Genomic DNA, 18,060 nt, shown 5'->3' on the forward strand with positions numbered 1-18,060 from the left:
CTTCGGCGATGCAGGGTGATCAGCCTTGGGTTTCGGGTTCTCTTGCAGCCGGTTGAGGCGGTGGTGCGTCGTCGGTGAAGACGGGCATGCCGAGGTCGACCAGTTGGGGGCGGCCGTCGGTGGAGGTCCGGTTGAGGCTCGTGAACTTTGCCATGGCGGCGTTGCGGCTGACCTGAAGCCCTTCGACCTCGCCGAGCCAGCCGTTGGCGCGGGCCTCGGTGATGCGCTCACGGAGGTTACGGATGATCTCGATAAGGCGGGGCCGCTGCTGCGGATCGAGCTGGAGCACAGGGCAGCGGATGCCTGCATCCGCTGCCCGATGCTGAGCATCAACCCCAAGATGCTGGCCCGCCTGGATGAGCTGGAGGAGGACCTCCTCGCCCGTCGCGAGCGCGCTGTCGCCGAGAACTGGCGGGGTGAGATCGACGGACTCGATCTCACCCTCACCTTCCTGCGAAACAAGCGGGAGCAGGCCTGCCGCTTCACGCAAAGCGGCCCGGTTTCCCTCGGGCTTCCTGTGGTTCCTCATCAAAAGCCCCAGGTCACACGAGGGTAATCAGGAGAGCGGAGACCAGCAGGGCGGTCTGACGCAAGGCCTGGTCGGTCAAGTACATGCCGCGTCCCGGCCGCCTTCAGCTTCGCGAAGCCCTTGGAGCCGATGTGTTCCAGCAGCCAGCGGATCGGCCACCGACGATCGAAGAACGCGTGCGTCACCGCCGAGACAGCGAGTCCGGCCACGAGGCCGGTCCAGGACATCTGGAGCGGGAGGACGGCCCAGACCAGGGTGAGCATCACGGCCATCACCAGGTGGAACTGGCCGACGTGTCCCAGGCATGCACCCCAGCCCCGCCTCGGGCTCACGCCTTGCCCGCAGCCTGGTGGTCGGTCTGCCCGATCACGTGGTCCGCGAGGTTGTGGCCGACGGAGAGAACCGCCCACACCACCGCGAGCGTCGCCAGCGTCGCCGTGATGACCGTCCCGCGCACCGGCACCCTCGGTCAAGGCCGCGGCTCCCAGCGCTCCTTCGTCAGGGCCGTCGGCAGACCAGCCGCGGCCCCGGTCCGGCTCCTGGTCGTCCTCCGGCTCTGACGGCGCGGCGGCCTGGAGGCGAGCGGCTTCGGCGGCGGCTTCCTCGCGGGCGACGTCGTCGGCGTGGCAGGTGCCGCACACGGACACGTCACCGGCACTCCAGGCACTCCTGTGCGCGGTGGTCTCCTCCCAGCGCTGATCGGTGAATTTGAATGCAAAGCTGTACGGATCGCCACAGGCCCCTATGGGCTCGCAGGGCCGGCCTCCCCGGCTCGCACGGCGGCCGCCGCCTCGAGCAGGGTCCAGCCGTTTTGGGAACGGCCGGCTGACGCGCCGGACCCACGTGATCCACGCAGACTGCGCCACTGCGTGGCAACCGTGCTCGCACTCGCGGTGTCTGCCGTACCGATCGGTGCCACATCGCTGCCGACGGACGGCGACGAGATCGCCGATGCCGACCAGATGGCGAGCGCGTCGGGCGACGCTCCGAGCGCTTCCTGTGTGCGGAGGTGACCGACAACCCCGGCTCCGCACCCGGAAGCGAGTACTGCCACGCCGGACGAGGCCGGCCAATCACTCCGATGCGTGCGCCTTTCACCTGGCTGGGGGTTGCCGCCGGGCCCGGCGGCACCACTGCGTGAACGCTGAGGTGCTGTTGGCATCGAAGAAGGCGAGAACAGCATGACCTCATTGGCGATCTCCGGCATATCGCGCGCGCACGTCATCGTGGCCGGATGTGCCCTGGTCCTGTGCACGACGACGGCAGTCCCGGCTGCCGCGGACGGCGATATTTCCGGCGCGAAACCCACGGTGGTTCTGGTGCACGGTGCGTTCGCCGATAATTCCAGCTGGGACGGGGTGATTTCGCGCCTTGAGCGCACTGGCTACCCGGTGATCGCGCCTTCCAACCCGCTGCGCGGTCTGTACAACGACTCCACGTACATCGCCTCGGTACTGGACAGCGTCAAGGGCCCCGTCGTGCTGGTGGGCCACTCCTACGGCGGCGCCGTAATCAGTTCGGCCGCGGCCGGAAACCCCAAGGTGAAGTCGCTCGTGTACGTGTCGGCTCTGATGCCCGACGTGGGCGAGAGTGGCATGTCGCTGGCCGCACGGTTCCCCAGTGAACTGGGCACCGCCACCAAGGCCGTCCCGTTCCGGGAGAGCGGTCGCAGTGGGACCGACCTGTACCTCGAGCGCAACAAGGTCCACCAGGTCTTCGCCGCAGACCTGCCGGAGAGCGAGGCGAATCTGCTGGGGGTCACCCAGCGGCCCGCCGCCACGACCGCCTTCTCGGAGAAGGCCAAGGTCGCGGCCTGGAAGCAGATACCGTCCTGGGCGCTGGTAGGCCGGCAGGACAAGACCATCAACCCGGATCAGGAACGCTTCCAGGCAAAGCGGGCCGGCTCGCACACGGTGGAGATCAACTCTTCACATGTGTCCCTGATCGCCCACCCCGAGGCGGTGGCCGACCTGATCCTCCAGGCGGCTGCAGCCCCCGACTCCGCCCGGCCGTCCCTGGCAGCCAGCGGATCCGCGAATGACGCACGTGCCAGGACCGTCCTCGCTCGTTTCGCCGGGGCGTCCCTGATCGTCGGTGCGGGAGCTGTTCTTCTCGGCCACCGGCTGCGACGCGCCCGCCGCTGACGGCGGACAGGCTGGACCCACAGCTTATGCGTTCGACACGTGATCCGATTCTCGGACGATTGGACGACCGAGTACCTCTTCGAACAACTCACTCAACCTCATCCCCATCGACCGATCGCTGACCGGCACCCCACTCGGCGGCACCCACACCTCCGCCTCGAAGCTCTGATGCTCGCGGCCTGGCTACCCGAATCACGCATTCTTCAGCAGAGTCCTGAAGGTGGGGATTCCTGCGCAATGAGAGGGATGGGAGACGACCACGCCGCGGGCGAGCATCAGCTCCTCGACCTCACAGAAAATGAGCGGGAACCGGTGGTACAGCCACACGCAGTGCGCGATGATCTCCGCCGGGTACCGGAACCCCTTGTACGACGGCGCCACGGTGTCCCCTCCCGGCGCCCAACGACCCGAGAAGCGTCCCAGGGACTCGACTCGCCAGCCAAGTTGACAACGCATGCGCGCCTGCTCCAGCCAGGCCAAGAGGCCTCGCCGTCCTCGATCCAGTTGATCTGCTTGTCGACCGGTGTGTCGATCGAGTTAAGGAAGTCCAAGCAGAGCGTGTCGGCGAGGAGCAGAGCCGGAGCGTGTTGGACCATCCTGCCAGTCCCTTCCGGTGCGTGTCGTTGCGGGCAAAGGGGACAGTCACCCCCTTGAGGCTCCTTGCCAAGTTACTGATCCTTCGTAACGTCGCCACCGGCGTCAGGGCGGTTACTCGGCCGGAGCCCGCCCGCTGCCCGAGCAGGGGTAGTCCGGAAGGAACAGGGATGTCCGAGAGCAAGGTCAGGGCCGCGCTGGCGCACGGCGCCTGGGCCGACGGGTCGAGCTGGAACAAGGTTATCGCCGGACTGCGATCCGAAGGCGTGAAGGCCGTCGCCGCACCGCTGCCACTGACCTCGCTCGCCGACGACGTCTCGGCGCTCGGCCGGACGCTGGAGCGGATCGACGGGCCGGTCGTGGTGGTGGGGGCACGCCTACGCCGGGTCGGTCATCGCGTCGACGGGCGACGAGAACGTCGCGTCGCTGGTGTACGTCACCGCGCTCGCCCCCGACGAGGGCGAGACGGTGGCCGACGTCTTCTACCGAACCGAGCCGCATCCGCAGGCCCCCCCAACTCGGCCCCGACCCCAACGAGCTGATCTGGCTACCGGAGGACGCCTTCGCCAGGGCCTTCGCGCAGCACGCCTCGCCCGAGGAGCAGGCACTGCTGGCCGCTACCCAGCGGCCGCTCGCGGCGGGATGCATCGGGACCCCGGTGGGGCGTCCGGCGTGGAAGGACCTGCCGAGCTGGTTCCTGGTGGCCGAGGAGGACCGCATGATCCCCGCGGAGAACCAGCGGTTCATGGCCGAGCGCATCAAGGCGCGGGTGCGCACGGCTCCCGTCGACCACCTGCCGATGCTCACGCGGCCGTCCGTGGTCGTCGGCATCGTGCTGGAAGCGGTGCGGGAGATCGACCGGAACGGATAGGGCCGGCGGCCATCTCCGGCGCAGATTGATAACCCTACTGACTTTATTAAGACAGCTACGTACGAGTGTGATCTCCAGACGTGGCGCGCGGCCGACCCGCCGTTGGCCGCGTCCTGGAAAAGGAGAGGTGCTTGTCATGGTTGACATCGCATACCGCACGGCGAACGTCGATGGTCTCAAGGTGTTCTACCGGGAGGCCGGAGCACCTGACGCACCGACGCTGGTCCTGCTGCACGGCTTCCCGTCCGCGAGCCACATGTTCCGGGAGCTGATCCCGCTGCTCGCCGACCGGTTCCACGTCGTGGCTCCCGATCTGCCGGGCTTCGGCATGTCGGACATGCCTGCGCGAGGCGACTTCGACTACACCTTCGAGCACATCACCGACGTGATCGACCGGTTGACGGAAGTCCTGGGCCTGGATCGCTTTGCCCTGTACGTGTTCGACTACGGCGCCCCGGTCGGGTTCCGGATCGCCACCCGGCACCCCGAGCGGATCAGCGCGATCATCTCGCAGAACGGCAACGCGTACGAGGAGGGGCTGAGCGAGAGCTGGAATCCCGTCCAGGCGTACTGGAAGGAGCCGTCGGCGGCCAACCGGGAAGCGATCCGGAAACTCGTGCAGCCGGAGACAACGGTCTGGCAGTACACGCACGGCGTTCCCGACGAGACGCGGGTCAGTCCGGACGGCTACGGGCTGGACAACTCCTACCTCACGCGCAGTGGAGCGGACGAGATCCAGCTCGACCTGTTCCTCGACTACTCGACCAATGTCGCGCAGTACCCGAGATTCCAGGAGTATTTCCGGACCAGCAGGCCGCGACTGCTCGCGGTGTGGGGCAAGAACGATCCGTTCTTCCTGCCGGCCGGGGCCGAAGCCTTCAAGCGCGACATCCCCGACGCCGACGTCCGCTTCCTCGACACCGGTCACTTCGCCCTGGAGACCCATGTCGACGAGATCGCCACCGCGATCCGCAAGTTCCTCACTCCATAGGAGTCGCGGTAGCAGCGACGTCGGCCTCCCGAAGCGTGCGGGCCAGGTGTTCCATCTCGGGAAGCGTTCCTGAGTAATCACCGTCCAATACACGGCGCAGCACAGCCTTGGCGTTCTTCAGGTCAATGCCGAGCTCTGCCCGCAGCACGCGCATGATGGCGACGTTCTTCGTCGGCGGACTCCTCACCTGCAGCCTCGCGGGACCATGCTCGGAGAGCATCTGATCCCGCCGCTCGGCCGGCACGTCGCCACCGCACACGGCTACCGCAAATCCACAGGCGGAACAGGTTGATTCAACGTCCCATCGCAACCGACCGTCCACCAGAGCCTGAACTCCCCAGCACTCCAGCTCCGCACCGCAGTCCTGGCACTCAGCGGAGTACCTGACGGATTCGAAAACCACCTGCTCCATCCCCACCCCCAACGGAGACGAGGTTAAACGACAGGGTAGGTAGGTGCCTGACTGTAATCCCGTGACTGAGCGGACGGAGAGCGCCATTCGCCGACGGTGAAGTCTGGGAGTGTCCAGGGGACTCCGTCCCCGTTGTGTACGGTCGGGTCGGTACCGCAGCCATCGACACGGGAGCGGAAATGGGACCGGATCATGTTCCTGATTGGTTCTGGGAAGTCCTGGAAGCGACAAGACCGCGCCTGTCTGCCCTTGAATTGTGGTTGGAGTCCCAGCCGCGGGAAGTCCTTGAAGCCTTCGCGCTCGCGTACGAGTCCGCGGCTGATTCGCTGGCCGACTTCTCGGAAGGCGTGAGCGTGGATGGGGACGTCTGGTCCGAAGACAGCACCGAAGATCTGTGCATGTGGGTGGTCGGGCAGGGCTGCGGGCTATGGAGCTCGGTGATCGCAGGAGAAGTGCAGTTGGAAGAGGCTGCACAGATGTATCTGGGCCGTGCGCGGCTGCTTCCAGACTGCGTAGTGCCGTGGGACGAGGATGTCTCGGACCCGGAGCACAGGGGCTACCAGTCTCCCTGGACCATCGTCCACGGCATCTACCGGACGCGTTTTGCCGAAGAACTCCATGAACGGTTTGGGGTACCTGAGGAGGTTGCCCGGCCGGGCAGATAGCGAGGCGGGGCTCGCGGCATAGACGTCGCTCGTCTCCCGCCTGCCCGTCGTCAGCATGCTCGAAGCCAAGGTGGGACCAGACGAGATGCGTCTGCGCCGGCCGTCCCGACGGCGAGATCTGGACACCGGCGTGGGCCGGCGTTCCGGTCCGCCGCGATAGCCGATTGGTGATTTCCCTCTCTGCCAACACCGGGGCCGCTGTGCGGTCAGGGGTTTGGCCAGAGCCACGAGGGCTGCTCCCAGCACCGCGCCAAGCACCGGAGCGAGCAGGTAGATCCACAGGTGGGTGGTGTCCTGGGCCAGGAGCGCCGGACCGAACTCTCGTGCCGGTTGGCCGGTCCGCCGCTGAGGGGACCGAACGTCGCGATGATGACCGCGGTGGCGAGCCCCACCGCGCAGGGGAGCATTCTGCGGCCGGCCGGGTGTGCCAGGAGCACGGAGAGCATCATGGTCAGCAGGACGAGGACTCCGGTCTCCGCCGTGAGGATCGCGGTGGCGTCCCATGCCGGGTCGGCGTGGACGGTCGCGTAGGCGACGGGGACGCGGGAGACTGCCGGTCCCCAGACGCGTCGGCCGAGCACCGTTCCCGCGACGGAACCGGCCAGTTGGGCCGTGACGTACGGGACGACGGCGCGGGCGGGGAAGGCGCCGAGCCGCCACAGCGCGATGGTGACGGCGGGGTTGAGGTGTCCGCCAGACCGCCGGCCGGGTGGAGACGTCATGAACACCGTGAGCAGCACCCCGACGGTGACGCCAAGGATGGCGAGAGCGTAGGGGATGTCATGGACGGAGATCGGTGAGTCGGGTGCGATCAGCCAGCGCACGCCGGTGACGACGAAGAACAGCAGAAGGCCGGTGAGGCCGAACTCGCAGGCTGCGCGACGCAGGATGCCGGATTCTGCGGTGGTGGGCGGGTCGGCCTGCGCCGGCACGGCCGGAGTTGTGGTTGTCATGAACGTGGTCCTCGAGAATCGCTGTTCGCCGGGCCGCGCCGAGGAGAGCCCGGGGCGCGGGATCCCCCTTGGCGGCGGGGATCCCCTGATCGCCAGGGGATCCCCGCCTGCGTGCGGAAGGAGCTCACGCCTGGGCGTGCGCGCCTTCCAGCCAGTTGGTGAACTCGCAGGCGAAGTGCCACTGACGTCCGACGAAGACGTGCTCAGGGGCGTTGGCCGGGAACTGGATGGTCAGACGGATGCGCAAGCCGTCGGGGCCGTCGCCGAACTCATGCATGACGCGGGCGATCTCCGTGCCGTCACCGAGGCGTCCGGTGCCGCCGATGCGTACGGGGTACTCGTCCGCGATTTCGACGCCGTCGTGGAAGGTGAGGAAGAACCGGAGGGGGCCGGACCCTATGGTCCCGATGATCTCGACCACTCCGCCGCTGGAGTCGGCGAGGTAGTGCTCGGGGTTGGCGGAGAGCAGCGCGGACCGGTCACCGCCCGCGAGCCGTGTTCCTCGGGCCGGGCGAAAGCGGCGATGAAATGGTGACGTCGGACGCCTACAAGACCCTCTCGAAGGTCCTCGGAGCCTTACGGGCGCACGACACGGACACCATCGAAGCGCTGGCCGGTCCCCGCGTCCGCAGCGGCCGGGAGGACACCGACGACCAGGACCAGGAGCACGACGTCGAGGGCGCCGTGGACGTCCTGGAGGGCGGAGACGGGGCGGGGGTGCGGGTGAGTGGGGCGGCGGCCGGGGTGCTGCGGTTCAGCGAGGACCGCAACCCCGCCGTGCTGGCCCAGTTCGTTGCCGTTCGCGTCGGGACCGCTACCGCCGAGTTCCCCGGCCGCCAGGGCCGATCGGCCCTAGTGGTGCACGGCCTCCGATGGGTTCACTGCGATGCATCGCACGCCGCGGATGCGCGAGGAGGGGAACATCGTGATCGCAGTCGTCGGGCACAAGGACCTCGGCAACAGAACCCTGGAGTTGGTGGAATCCGAACTGAGAGCGCGGCTGGACCGCTTGGCGGAAGGTGCCGCCGCCCTGGTACGGGCCGGGGCGGGGCTGCCGTTGGTGTTCGGGCGGGCCGCCCGGGAGGCCGGGCGGAAGCTGACGGTGCTGTTGCCGGCCCAGGGCGCGGTCCCCGCCGTGCTGCCCGAGCGGGACCGTTCGGCCGCGGGCGAATTGCTGGTGCTGGCCGAGCACGTACGGCTGCTGCCTTTCGATCCGGCGGACCGCAACGCGTGTGTCGGCGCCGATGAACGGCTGGTGGCGACCTGCCGGACCGTGCTCGCCGTGTGGGACGGATCGCCGTCGGACGGCCGGGACGCCACCGCGCATCTGGTCGCCTTCGCGCGTGCACGAGGAATCCGGGTGGAGGTCGTCTGGCCGGACGGTTCCGTGCGGGGGCGGGCATGAAACTTTCGGAGCGCGGTACGGGGAGGGTGGCGGAAGGCCCCGAGGTCGGCGAGCGGGAATGCGCCGGTGTGTCCGCGACGGGCGACGAACGGGAGTGCGCCGAGGCAAGGCGGGGGTTCGGATGGCTGCTGGTCGTCACCGCCGCGCTCGGGCTGCTCGGCTCGTTCGTCATCACGATCGACAAGTTCGCACTGCTCGCCGACCCCGGCTTCGTGCCCGCCTGCTCGCTGAGCCCCGTGGTGTCCTGCACCAGTGTGATGCGCAGCGAGCAGGCGTCGGCGTTCGGCTTTCCCAACCCGCTCATCGGGCTGGTCGCCTTCGGGACGGTGCTGGGGACCGGCGCGGGCCTGCTCGCGGGTGCGCGCTACCGCCGCTGGTACTGGTTGGGACTGAACCTCGGCACGCTGTTCGGTGCCGGCTTCTGCATGTGGCTGATGACCCAGGCGTTGTTCGAGATCGGCGCGCTCTGTCTGTGGTGCGTGCTCGTGTGGGTGGCCACCGTCTTCATGTTCTGGCACACCACGGTGCACAATCTGCGCCACGGCGTCCTGCCCGCGCCGCGCGCCCTGGTCGCGGCGGTGCTGGAGTTCCCCCTCGTGGTGCCGGTGACCTGGTGTCTGGCCATCGTCATGCTGATAGCAATCCGGTTCTGGTCGTACTGGCAGACATTGCTGTGACCGCGACCACGCCGGTGGCGTCATGACGGATCTGCTCGGCCGGTACTCCTGCGGCAGCCAGCCGAGCGGCGACGGCCTGCGCCCGCCCGGTCGTGGCGGCCTCGGGGGCCAGGGCCAGACAGACGTGCTGCCGGGCGGCGGCCCCGGGCTGCGGAGGCAGAATTCCGTTCAGGGCCCGCAGGCCGGCATCCGCGAAGCGGGTGTGCGCCGTGTCGGCCGCGATGACGGTCAGCCAGGGACGCTTGCGCCGGAACGCTTCCAGATACGCCGCGTCGTACATCTCCCCGGCCGTCGCCGTCTCCCCTGCGGGGTCCAGCAGCAGCCGTACCCGACGTGCGCGGGCGCGCTCGTCGTCGATCCGCTGGAGCAGCGCCTTCATCGGGGCCCAGCCCGTACCGGAGGCGATCAGCAGGAGGTCCGCGGCCGGAAGGTGGTCCGGCAGGGCCAGTGCGCCGCGCGGGGCGCTGAGCCGGACGGCGCAGCCCTCCCGCGTACCGTGCACCAGAGCATCGCTCACCCCGTCGGCACCCCGGGCCCTTACGTGGAACTCCAGTTCACCATCCGGATGCGGAGCACGGGCCAGGTAGTACGGACGCCAGGCCTGCTCCAGCAGCGGCGACTCCAGGGACGCGTACTGCCCGGCCTCGAAGGCGTACGGCTGGTGGGGCCGTACCCGCAGTACCGCGAGATCGGGGGTGCGCAGTTCGTGCGAGGTCACCACCGCCTCCCAGCTGGGTGGTTCGGCGATCGCCTCGTCCGCGCCCCTGACCATCGCCGAAACGGCCAGCCGCAGCATCCGCAGCCAGGCCTGCTCCAGCTCGTGGGTCCACCGGGCGCCCGCGCGCACGCGCAGCGCCTCGATCAGCGCCGCCTCGAAGGCCGCGAAGTGCGCGGGGCGCACACCGAGCTTGCGGTGATCGCGCCCCAACTGCTCGAAGACGCCGATCATTTCGCCCGTGCGGTGCAGATTGCCGATCAGATAGCGGAAGATCCCGGCGAGATGGGCCTGCTGGAAGGCCATCGACTCGGGGAACAGCGACCGCAGATACGGGTGCCGCTCGAACAGGATCCGGTACAGCTCGGCGATCAGCTGCTCCAGCGGGTTCACCAGGGGCAGCGAGTCGCCGATCAGCAACTGGTCGGCCGTTCCGTCGTACGCCTGCGGGGCCTTTGCGCTCCACTCCCCGGCACGGCTGCCGGACGGGGCCAGGATGCGTCGCCGAAGCCGCATCGCGTCGTGCCGTGCGAGCAGTGCGTGGTAGTCCTCGCTCGGGGTGTTCATGGGCCGGTTGCTCCTCGTTGCAGCACAGTGGGGTGGCCGGGAAGGAAGATGTCCGGGGCTCCCGGACGATCTTGGCGGCGTCAGTATGGCACCGCGCCCCACCCGCTGACCGGCCCCTGGCCACAGGGCCTTTCGGCCCTGTTCAGGCACCGTTTTCCATGCTGCCGCACCCCGGCGGAAACAGCTCCGCGGACGGGCACATACTGTTTGCGCCCCTCTCCCCGAACCGATCGAGCATGTGGTGAATGAGTTCGCGAATACCCCACCGAGCACGACCCTGACGAGTACGGAATCGCCCCGGTCCGCGGCCCCCGTACGCGTCTTCATCCTCGACGACCACGAGGTCGTCCGGCGTGGCGTACGCGATCTGCTGGAGGCCGAGGGCGACATCGAGGTCGTCGGCGAGGCGTCCGACGCCCGGGAGGCGCTGGCCCGGGTACCGGCCAGCAGACCGCAGGTCGCCGTGTTGGACGTACGCCTCGGTGACGACCGGGGCGGTGATCGCGCCGGTATCGAGGTGTGCCGGGAACTACGCGCGCTGATGCCCGAACTCGCCTGCCTGATGCTGACATCGTTCGACGACGACGAGGCACTGTTCGACGCCATCATGGCGGGCGCCGCAGGGTACGTGCTCAAGCAGATCAACGGAGCCGATCTGATCACCGCCGTACGCAGGGTCGCGTCGGGCACCTCGATGCTCGATCCGCGGACGACCGCCCGGGTGATGGAGCGGCTGCGGGGCGGTGAGCGGCCCCCGGCCGAGGCGTCGGAGGGATCAGAACTGGACGGACTCACGCCCAGGGAACGGCAGATCCTCGATCTCATCGGCGAGGGACTCACCAACCGCGAGATCGCGGAACGCCTCTTCCTCGCCGAGAAGACCGTCAAGAACCGCATCTCCTCGATCCTCGCCAAACTGGGCGTGGGCCGCCGGATCCAGGCCGCGGTGCTCGTCGGCCGGGTCAAGGACCGCCAGGGGTGGCCCCAGGCCCCAAGGGGCTGACGGGAAATCGGACGCCGGTCCCGGGCATCAGTCGTGGAGCGGTGCGCGCCAGATGATCCGGGTGCCGCCGTCCGACGGCCGTTCGACGGCCAGGGTGCCGCCGCACAGTTCCGCCCGCGTACGCATGTTGGCCAGCCCTCCGGGGCGCTCGGCCGCAGCCCCTGTCCCGGCCACGGTCGTGACACCGTCCCGGATTCCGATGCCGTTGTCGGTGACGGTCATGGTCACCGTGTCGTCGGCCGACAACACGATGTCGATACGCGTGGCACGGGCATGGCGGGAGGCGTTGGACACCGCCTCGGCAGCGACCGCCACCACATGTTCGGCCAGCTCCTCCGGGACCGTGGTGTCCACCGGCCCGTCGATCTGCAGAGAGGGCCGGAAACCGAGGGCGTGGGCCGCCGTGCGAGCGGTCTCCGCCATCCGGTGCCGCAGCCCTCCGCGGCCCGGACCGTCCGCCGTCCGCAGATCGAAGATGGTGGACCGGATGATCCGGATCGTGGTGTCCAGATCGTCCACCGCCCTGCTGACCCGCTCGGCCGCGTCCGGCCGGTCCGCGATAGCACGCGTGGTGCTCTGCAGGGTCATCCCGGTCGCGAAGAGACGCTGGATCGCCAGATCGTGCAGATCGCGGGCGATCCGGTCCCGGTCGTGCATGACGGCGAGTTCCTCGGACTCGGCCCGCCTATGGGCCAGTTCCAGGGCGATGGCCGCCTGGTCGGCGAAGCCCGAGACGAGCGCGACCTCGGTGTCGTCGAACGGCGGGCGGTCCACCGGCCGCCCCAGGCGCAGAACACCCCTGGTCTCCGCGTCGACCCGCAGAGGCACCGTCACCACCGGGCCCAGACCGTCCTCGGCACCGTCGCCGAACGGGTGCGCCCGGGGATCAGTACGCACATCGGCGCAATGCACCGGGGTTCCGGTACGGGCGGCGAGTCCGGCCAGTGAACCCCGCGCGGGTACGGACAGCCCCGTGACGCGCTCGGAGTCCCTGCCGTGGGCGACGGCAACGGTCAGACGTGCCTCGGCCCCGGATGCCTCCGAAGTCCCGGAGCGGGGCGCGGGGGGTACCGGCAGCAGGATCGCGGCCCGGTCGGCCCCCGCCACCTCCATCGCCCGCTCGGCGATCAGATGCAGCACCTCGTCGGCGTCCGTCCCCGAGAGCAGGGTGCGGGTGATCTCGCCCAGCGCCTCCAGCCGCCGCTCCCGGCGACGGCTCTCGTCGTACATGCGGGCGTTGTCGATGGCGACCCCGGCCGCGATCGACAGGGTGGTCACCACCGCCTCGTCGTCGGCGTCGAAACTCGTCCCGCCCCGCTTCTCGGTGAGGTAGAGGTTGCCGAACACCTCGTCCCGCACCCGCACCGGCACTCCGAGGAAGGTGCGCATCGGGGGATGGTGGGGCGGAAATCCGAAGCTGCGCGGATGGTTGCTGAGATCGGTGAGCCGCAGTGGTTCCGGGTGCCGGATCAGCTCACCGAGGATGCCGCGCCCGCACGGTGTCTGGCCGATCTCAGCGGCGAGCTGCTCCGATATGCCGACCGGCAGGAACTCCAGCAGCTTCTGCCCGTCCCCGACGATGCCGAGCGCCCCGTACTCCGCGTCGGTCAGGGTCACCGCGGCCTCCACGATCCCGCGGAGCACCTCGGGCAGCTCCAGGCCCCGCCCCAGGCTCATCACGGCATCCAGCAGACTGCGCATCCTGTCCGGCCGGCTGGGCTGGGGCCAGGCCGCCGGGCCGGCACAGGAGGGGTCGGGCAAGGCCCTGGGGGCTGTCTCTGTCATCGGGCGCCGCTCTCAGGATCCGTGTGCCGTATGCCGGGAATCGCTCACCGGATCACCGCAGGGCTGGGACCGGTCCACGGACGGTCAGCCTACGGCAGCCGCAGGGCGGTTCCGGCCGTGCGCCCGTCGGCCCGGTGAGGCTGGTTGGCTCCCCCACGCCCCGGCAAGTAGGGCCGGTCGGCCCGGCGGAACATACCCCGTCGGTCCCTGGAGTGCGTCGAGAGGCGCGGCCGGCATGGTGCGGCCGGGACGGTCCGGTCCCGTCCCCCAGTGATTCGCCGGACGTTTCCGACGGCGTTGTCACGTTGGTGCGGTGTTGATCGGTTGAGGGCGCGTCAGGGTGTGCAGGGGGCGGGTGGGGGCCTGGCTTACGCTGCGATGGGCTGGTCGGTGGCGCCGGTGCTCTCGTCCCGGATGGCGCAGCGGGTGGTCGTCTCGGTGCGGTATCGGGTGGCGGTCATCAGGTGGCGGCGTGGTCGGAAGTGCGGTGAGATGCCGCTGAACGCGGACAGGAACCGCTGGGCCCCGCCGGTACTGCGGAAGCCCTTCATCGCGCGTTCGCGCTGCCTCATCGGCTGATGACTGTTCTCGGCCCGGTTGTTCAGACCCTTGTGGGCGCGGTGTTCTGCGGAGGGCATGATCTCGCGGTGGGCCGCGCCGTAGGAGCGGAGCTTGTCGGTGACGATCACCCTCGGCACCCAGCAGGTCCTCTTGAGCAGTTTGTGGAAGAACCGCCTGGCCGCAGCGGTGCCCCGCCGGTCCCGGACCAAAATGTCGAGCACGTTACCGTCGGCGCCGACGGCCCGCCACAGGTACTTCAGCTCACCGTTGATCCTGAGGAAGACCTCGTCCAGGTGCCACTTGCCGCCCGTCTGCACACGCCGGGACCCAGGCCGTTGGCGTAGACCTGCCCGAACTTCGTACACCAGCGGCGGACCGTCTCGTGGGAGACGAGCACGCCGCGTTCGAGCATCAGCTCATCGACCTCGCGGAACGACAGCGGGAAACGGAAGTACAGCCACACGCAGTGCGCGATGATCCGACCAACCAGAAGATCATCCCAGGCCGGTCAGTCAACGTGCCAGTGCCGTTGATATACCGCGGCGGAGGACGCCCGGTTCGGCTCGCTCCGTCGGCCCCCTGAGGAGCGATCGCGGGTCAGGGCATACGGACCGGAGCGCCCAGCCGGTAGCCGTCGTCGGTGGAGAACTCGGCGGCGACGGCGAAGCGATCCGCTCGGACGAGTGTCTGCCGCCACTCGACCTGGCGTCGGCTGGTGTCGTGACCGAGTCTGTCGATCGCGAACAGCGCTGTGGACTCTGGGCAGTCGAGCAGGGTGCGCTCTCCGCGGCCGGGCGCGACGGCCCGAATGCGCTCCCAGCCGCCACTGATGCGCGTGCCGCAGTGGCGTTCGAGCTCGTCATAGAGCGAGGTGTGGGTGAAGTCGACATCCAGGAGCGGGCGGGCCACGTCCGCAGGCAGCCACACGCGATCGACGGCGAGCGGGTTCTCGTCGGCGAGACGGAGGCGTTCGAGGTAGACGAGCGGTGTGGATTCCTCAAGTCCCAGACGGGCAGCAATGACACCGTCGGCGCGCTGGTCGAGCACACGAACGACGCTGCGCTGGACTGCGCCGACCTCCTCGACAGACCGGAAAAGGCTGTACGCCTCACCGACCTTCTGCTCCAGCGGGCGGTCGGCAGTGAACCGGGAGACCTTGCCGCGCCGTGCGGTGACGAGGCCGTCCGTACGAAGCTGACGAAGGGCCTCGCGAACTGTGTGCCGGCTCACCTGGTACTCGGCGACGAGGTCGTGCTCGCCGGGGAAGACGTCGCGGAACTCGCCGTCTTCGAGGCGGCGCAGCAGGTCGGCGCGCAGCTGTGCCCACAGCGGTTTGCCCGCGGATCGGGCGAGGGGACGGGGATCGGGTCGGGAGATCACCGTTGTCCTCCTGGGGCTCGGGGGTCGGACGGATGCTAATGGCACAAGGTGAATGTTCGTACATTTGCAGGGGTGGCGCAAACCCGCGCTCACCGGCTCCCCCGGGCAAAGGGTGGTAGCCCTGGCCCGCAGGGGTGCCGGCCCGACGTGACCGCGTTGTGTACGCCAAAGGCCGCGCGACGGGCTCGGATGCCCGTTGCTCAGGCGGCAGCCGATCAGCGTGGGCCGTCACCCGTCGCAGGGTGTACCAACTGCGGCCGTGCGGGAAACCTCAGACGATCACGTCGATGAGCATGAACACAGCCATCGCGAGCAGCAGGGCGGCGAAAGTCCGTTGCAGGGCGGCGCCGGAGAGCTTGGCTGCCAGCCGCTTGCCGTCCCAGGCGCCGAGGACGGCGGCGCCCACGAACGGACCGAAAATCGCGAGGTCGAGGGACATTCCGCCGGCGGCTACGCGGGTGGCGAGGGACGCAACCGAGTTGATGAGGATGACCACGAGGCTGGTGCCGACGGCCGTCCGCATCGGCAGGCGGAGCACCGACACCAGGGCGGGTACGGCAAGGAAGCCGCCGCCGACACCCAGCAACCCGGTCACCGCGCCCAGGCCGGCTCCGGCTGCTCCGGTGCGCAGGTACCCGGCCCGGCCGACAGTCCTCCCGTGGCTGTCGGCGGTGTCGGCGCCGCCCGCCTCTTCCGGCGTGTGACCGCCCGCACGCTGTGCGGTCACGCTGGTTCCGCCGGCTGCCCGGACGACGGTCGCATCCGCAGGCCCGGGCGGGCCGGAGAGGGACGCGCCGGACCCCACCGCCAGCTCGGGTGCGGTGGCCTGCGAGGCCGCCTCGGGCGCGGGGGCCTGGCGGGTGTGCACCGCGCGGAGACCACGCAGCATCACCACGGCGGCGAAAGCGGCCAGGACGGCGAACGCAGTGGTCAGCACGGTCTGCGGGATGCGGTGGGCGAGCATGGACGCCCCGATGGCGGGTACCACGCCGGCCGCGGCGAACAGGGCGCCGGTCCGCCAGCGGATGTTGCCGGTGCCGACGTGGCGGACGAGGGCGATGACGGAGGTGACGGTGACGACGACCAGACTGGTGGTCCCCGCGTCGGCGGGTGCGACGCCCAGGAGATACACCAGGGCCGGTACCGCGAGCACACCTCCGCCACCGCCGAGCGCGCCGAGAGCCAGGCCGACCACGGCTCCGCAGAGCAGGGCGAGGATCAGCACGCTCACGCCGGGACGCCACCCGGGGTCGTGTCGGCGGGGTACTCGACCTCACCGCGCCAGGCGGAGAAGCCGCCGCGCAGGTCGGTGGTGTCGAAGCCGCGGGCGCGCAGTACGGACGCGGCCACCGATGAGCGGTTGCCACTCGCACAGAACACGGTCAGCGGCTGGTCGGCCGGCAGCTCACCCAGGCGGCCGACCAGTTCGGGCAGCGGGATGAGGCGAGCGCCGGGGATGGTGCCGCTTTCACGCACTTCGCCCGGGCCACGCACGTCCAGCAGCTCGAAGCCGTCCGCGTCGTTGGCGAGCCGGTCATCGAGGCCGGTGGCCTCCACGCGCACGGCGGCGGTCAGGTATTCGGCGCCGACGGCGTCAACCGGGGTCGTCAAGGCTCCGAGGACGCGGTCGAAGCCGATGCGGGCGAGCCGGTTGCGGGCCTCGCGCGCGGTGGCCAGGTCACCGCACAGGATGATGCTGTCCTGGGCGTCGAGCACCTCGCCGGCGAGCTCGGCGAAGCGCCCGCCGAGGGGGACGTTGACCGCGCCGGGCAGGTGGGCGGAGGCGAACGACTCCGGGTCCCGCGTGTCCAGGACGATGGCGCCGCGCGCCCGGGCGTCGAGGAAGGCGGCCGGGTCGAGGGAGACGACATGGGTGTTTTCGTCCAGGACTGGACGGGCCTGGCGATTGCGCACGGATGTGAACGCGAAGTAGGCGGGCGCGGCGGGCTGGCCTTCGGTCACAACGGAGACGAACTCGCTCTCGGTCATGTCGGCCAGGGCGTAGTTGTTCAGACGCTGGTTGCCGATCGTGCAGCTCAGCTCGGTCGAGAGGTTCTTGCCGCAAGCCGAGCCGGCCCCGTGCGCCGGGTAGACACGTGTGTCGTCGGGGAGAGTGAGCAGGCGCTCCCGGGTGGAGTGGTACAGCGCGCGAGCCATGTCCTCGGCGGACCGGCCGCGGGCGCTGAGCAGGTCGGGACGGCCGACATCGCCGATGAACAGCGTGTCTCCGGTGAGGACACCATGGGGGATGGCGTCGTCGGCATGTTCGCGCACGACGACGCAGATCGACTCGGGGGTGTGGCCAGGGGTGTGCAGGATCTCCAGGTCGACCTCGCCGAGGCTGAGGTGCTCGCCATCGTCCAGGGGGTCGGTGTCGAAGTCGAGCGTGCCGGCGGAGCCATAGGAGATGCGGGCGCCGGTGCGCTCGGCCAGCTCCAGATGACCGGAGAGGAAGTCGGCGTGGATGTGGGTCTCGAGGACCCGCTCGATGGTCAGGCCGTGACGCTCGGCGGTGGAGATGTAGTCGTTGACATCGCGTTGCGGGTCGACCACGACGGCCCGGCCGGTGGTGCGGTCGCCGACGAGGTACGAGGCGTGGGAGAGGCAGTCGAGGTAGAACTGGACGAAGACCAGCGGTCCGGTGTGGTTCGTCATGACGGGCTCCTGATGATGAGCGGTGACGGTGCGCCGGGGCATCGGGCCCAGGGCGCGGGTGACAAGGTCGGGCGAGCCGTGCGCCGTCTGTGCAGCGCGGCGACGGCAAGGTGGCCAGAAGCAGGGTGGCGATGTACGCCGGGGCCGGGACCG

18 protein-coding genes and 3 pseudogenes are annotated in these 18,060 nt (G+C 69.5%); 8 read left to right on the forward strand and 13 right to left on the reverse strand.

Annotated elements, in window-relative coordinates; genetic code table 11:
- Nucleotides 1–19: 19 nt before the first annotated feature.
- The 3 genes from ACFYY7_RS38800 to ACFYY7_RS38810 all read right to left on the reverse strand — a co-directional run bounded on the left by ACFYY7_RS38800 (nt 20) and on the right by ACFYY7_RS38810 (nt 986).
- The gene (locus ACFYY7_RS38800; protein ID WP_388669093.1) at nt 20–490 is read right to left on the reverse strand and encodes a hypothetical protein; all 471 of its coding nucleotides are present in this window, start codon (nt 488–490) and stop codon (nt 20–22) included.
- A gap of 38 nt (nt 491–528) precedes the next feature.
- A complete protein-coding gene (locus tag ACFYY7_RS38805; protein WP_388669096.1) occupies nt 529–795 on the reverse strand; it encodes a hypothetical protein in 267 nt (88 codons plus the stop codon).
- Between the two features lie 62 nt (nt 796–857).
- The gene (locus ACFYY7_RS38810; protein ID WP_388669099.1) at nt 858–986 is read right to left on the reverse strand and encodes a hypothetical protein; all 129 of its coding nucleotides are present in this window, start codon (nt 984–986) and stop codon (nt 858–860) included.
- Nucleotides 987–1,398: 412 nt separating this feature from the next.
- Between ACFYY7_RS38810 and ACFYY7_RS38815 the strand changes: the two genes are divergently transcribed.
- Together ACFYY7_RS38815 and ACFYY7_RS38820 are read left to right on the forward strand one after the other, a co-directional pair.
- Nucleotides 1,399–1,542, forward strand: coding sequence for a hypothetical protein (locus ACFYY7_RS38815; protein ID WP_388669102.1), 144 nt, complete (start codon nt 1,399–1,401; stop codon nt 1,540–1,542).
- A 168-nt stretch (nt 1,543–1,710) separates the two neighbouring features.
- Entirely contained in the window at nt 1,711–2,673 is a 963-nt protein-coding gene (locus ACFYY7_RS38820) for an alpha/beta fold hydrolase (RefSeq protein ID WP_388669104.1), read from the forward strand.
- Between the two features lie 246 nt (nt 2,674–2,919).
- Here ACFYY7_RS38820 and ACFYY7_RS38825 read toward each other — a convergent pair.
- A pseudogene (locus tag ACFYY7_RS38825) lies at nt 2,920–3,054 on the reverse strand (IS6 family transposase); the annotation flags it as partial.
- A gap of 712 nt (nt 3,055–3,766) precedes the next feature.
- Between ACFYY7_RS38825 and ACFYY7_RS38830 the strand changes: the two are divergent.
- Together ACFYY7_RS38830 and ACFYY7_RS38835 are read left to right on the forward strand one after the other, a co-directional pair.
- Nucleotides 3,767–4,138 (forward strand): alpha/beta fold hydrolase, encoded by a 372-nt coding sequence (locus tag ACFYY7_RS38830; RefSeq protein ID WP_388669190.1) that lies wholly within the window; start codon nt 3,767–3,769, stop codon nt 4,136–4,138.
- Nucleotides 4,139–4,274: 136 nt separating this feature from the next.
- Entirely contained in the window at nt 4,275–5,129 is an 855-nt protein-coding gene (locus ACFYY7_RS38835; protein ID WP_388669107.1) for an alpha/beta fold hydrolase, read from the forward strand.
- On the opposite strand, the gene ACFYY7_RS38840 is transcribed toward ACFYY7_RS38835, so the two are convergent.
- Nucleotides 5,119–5,541 carry a hypothetical protein gene (locus ACFYY7_RS38840; protein ID WP_388669110.1) on the reverse strand — a complete coding sequence of 141 codons (423 nt, stop codon included), beginning with the start codon at nt 5,539–5,541 and terminating at the stop codon, nt 5,119–5,121. The two genes, ACFYY7_RS38835 and ACFYY7_RS38840, sit on opposite strands and share 11 nt — an antisense overlap.
- A gap of 179 nt (nt 5,542–5,720) precedes the next feature.
- Here ACFYY7_RS38840 and ACFYY7_RS38845 point away from each other — a divergent pair, with 179 nt between their 5' ends.
- Nucleotides 5,721–6,206: a hypothetical protein gene (locus ACFYY7_RS38845; protein ID WP_388669113.1), complete on the forward strand. Its 486-nt coding sequence runs from the start codon at nt 5,721–5,723 to the stop codon at nt 6,204–6,206.
- Between the two features lie 291 nt (nt 6,207–6,497).
- On the opposite strand, the pseudogene ACFYY7_RS38850 reads toward ACFYY7_RS38845, so the two are convergent.
- Nucleotides 6,498–7,159: pseudogene (locus ACFYY7_RS38850) on the reverse strand (aquaporin); the annotation flags it as partial.
- A 124-nt stretch (nt 7,160–7,283) separates the two neighbouring features.
- Nucleotides 7,284–7,580, reverse strand: a complete 297-nt coding sequence (locus ACFYY7_RS38855) for a hypothetical protein (RefSeq protein ID WP_388669116.1) — start codon at nt 7,578–7,580, stop codon at nt 7,284–7,286.
- Nucleotides 7,581–8,084: 504 nt separating this feature from the next.
- Here ACFYY7_RS38855 and ACFYY7_RS38860 point away from each other — a divergent pair.
- Both ACFYY7_RS38860 and ACFYY7_RS38865 read left to right on the forward strand, forming a co-directional pair.
- Nucleotides 8,085–8,564, forward strand: coding sequence for a hypothetical protein (locus ACFYY7_RS38860; RefSeq protein ID WP_388669119.1), 480 nt, complete (start codon nt 8,085–8,087; stop codon nt 8,562–8,564).
- Nucleotides 8,561–9,241, forward strand: coding sequence for a vitamin K epoxide reductase family protein (locus ACFYY7_RS38865; protein ID WP_388669122.1), 681 nt, complete (start codon nt 8,561–8,563; stop codon nt 9,239–9,241). Before ACFYY7_RS38860 ends, ACFYY7_RS38865 begins: the two co-directional genes overlap by 4 nt.
- On the opposite strand, the gene ACFYY7_RS38870 is transcribed toward ACFYY7_RS38865, so the two are convergent.
- Nucleotides 9,192–10,523, reverse strand: a complete 1,332-nt coding sequence (locus ACFYY7_RS38870) for a globin domain-containing protein (RefSeq protein ID WP_388669125.1) — start codon at nt 10,521–10,523, stop codon at nt 9,192–9,194. The genes ACFYY7_RS38865 and ACFYY7_RS38870 overlap by 50 nt on opposite strands.
- Nucleotides 10,524–10,800: 277 nt before the next feature.
- Here ACFYY7_RS38870 and ACFYY7_RS38875 point away from each other — a divergent pair, with 277 nt between their 5' ends.
- Nucleotides 10,801–11,526 (forward strand): response regulator, encoded by a 726-nt coding sequence (locus ACFYY7_RS38875; protein WP_388669193.1) that lies wholly within the window; start codon nt 10,801–10,803, stop codon nt 11,524–11,526.
- 27 nt (nt 11,527–11,553) lie between these two features.
- Here the strand turns inward: ACFYY7_RS38875 and ACFYY7_RS38880 are convergent, their stop codons facing one another.
- From ACFYY7_RS38880 to ACFYY7_RS38900, 5 genes and pseudogenes are all read right to left on the reverse strand, one after another.
- Nucleotides 11,554–13,227 (reverse strand): GAF domain-containing protein, encoded by a 1,674-nt coding sequence (locus tag ACFYY7_RS38880; RefSeq protein ID WP_388669128.1) that lies wholly within the window; start codon nt 13,225–13,227, stop codon nt 11,554–11,556.
- A gap of 452 nt (nt 13,228–13,679) precedes the next feature.
- A pseudogene (locus ACFYY7_RS38885) lies at nt 13,680–14,362 on the reverse strand (IS6 family transposase).
- A 107-nt stretch (nt 14,363–14,469) separates the two neighbouring features.
- Nucleotides 14,470–15,252, reverse strand: a complete 783-nt coding sequence (locus ACFYY7_RS38890; protein ID WP_388669131.1) for a GntR family transcriptional regulator — start codon at nt 15,250–15,252, stop codon at nt 14,470–14,472.
- 271 nt (nt 15,253–15,523) lie between these two features.
- Entirely contained in the window at nt 15,524–16,483 is a 960-nt protein-coding gene (locus ACFYY7_RS38895; RefSeq protein ID WP_388669134.1) for a sulfite exporter TauE/SafE family protein, read from the reverse strand.
- Entirely contained in the window at nt 16,480–17,907 is a 1,428-nt protein-coding gene (locus ACFYY7_RS38900; RefSeq protein ID WP_388669137.1) for a rhodanese-like domain-containing protein, read from the reverse strand. The genes ACFYY7_RS38895 and ACFYY7_RS38900 overlap by 4 nt, the downstream gene beginning before the upstream one ends.
- Nucleotides 17,908–18,060: the final 153 nt, after the last annotated feature.

This window comes from Streptomyces sp. NPDC001933 (assembly GCF_042890955.1).
Classification (GTDB): domain Bacteria; phylum Actinomycetota; class Actinomycetes; order Streptomycetales; family Streptomycetaceae; genus Streptomyces.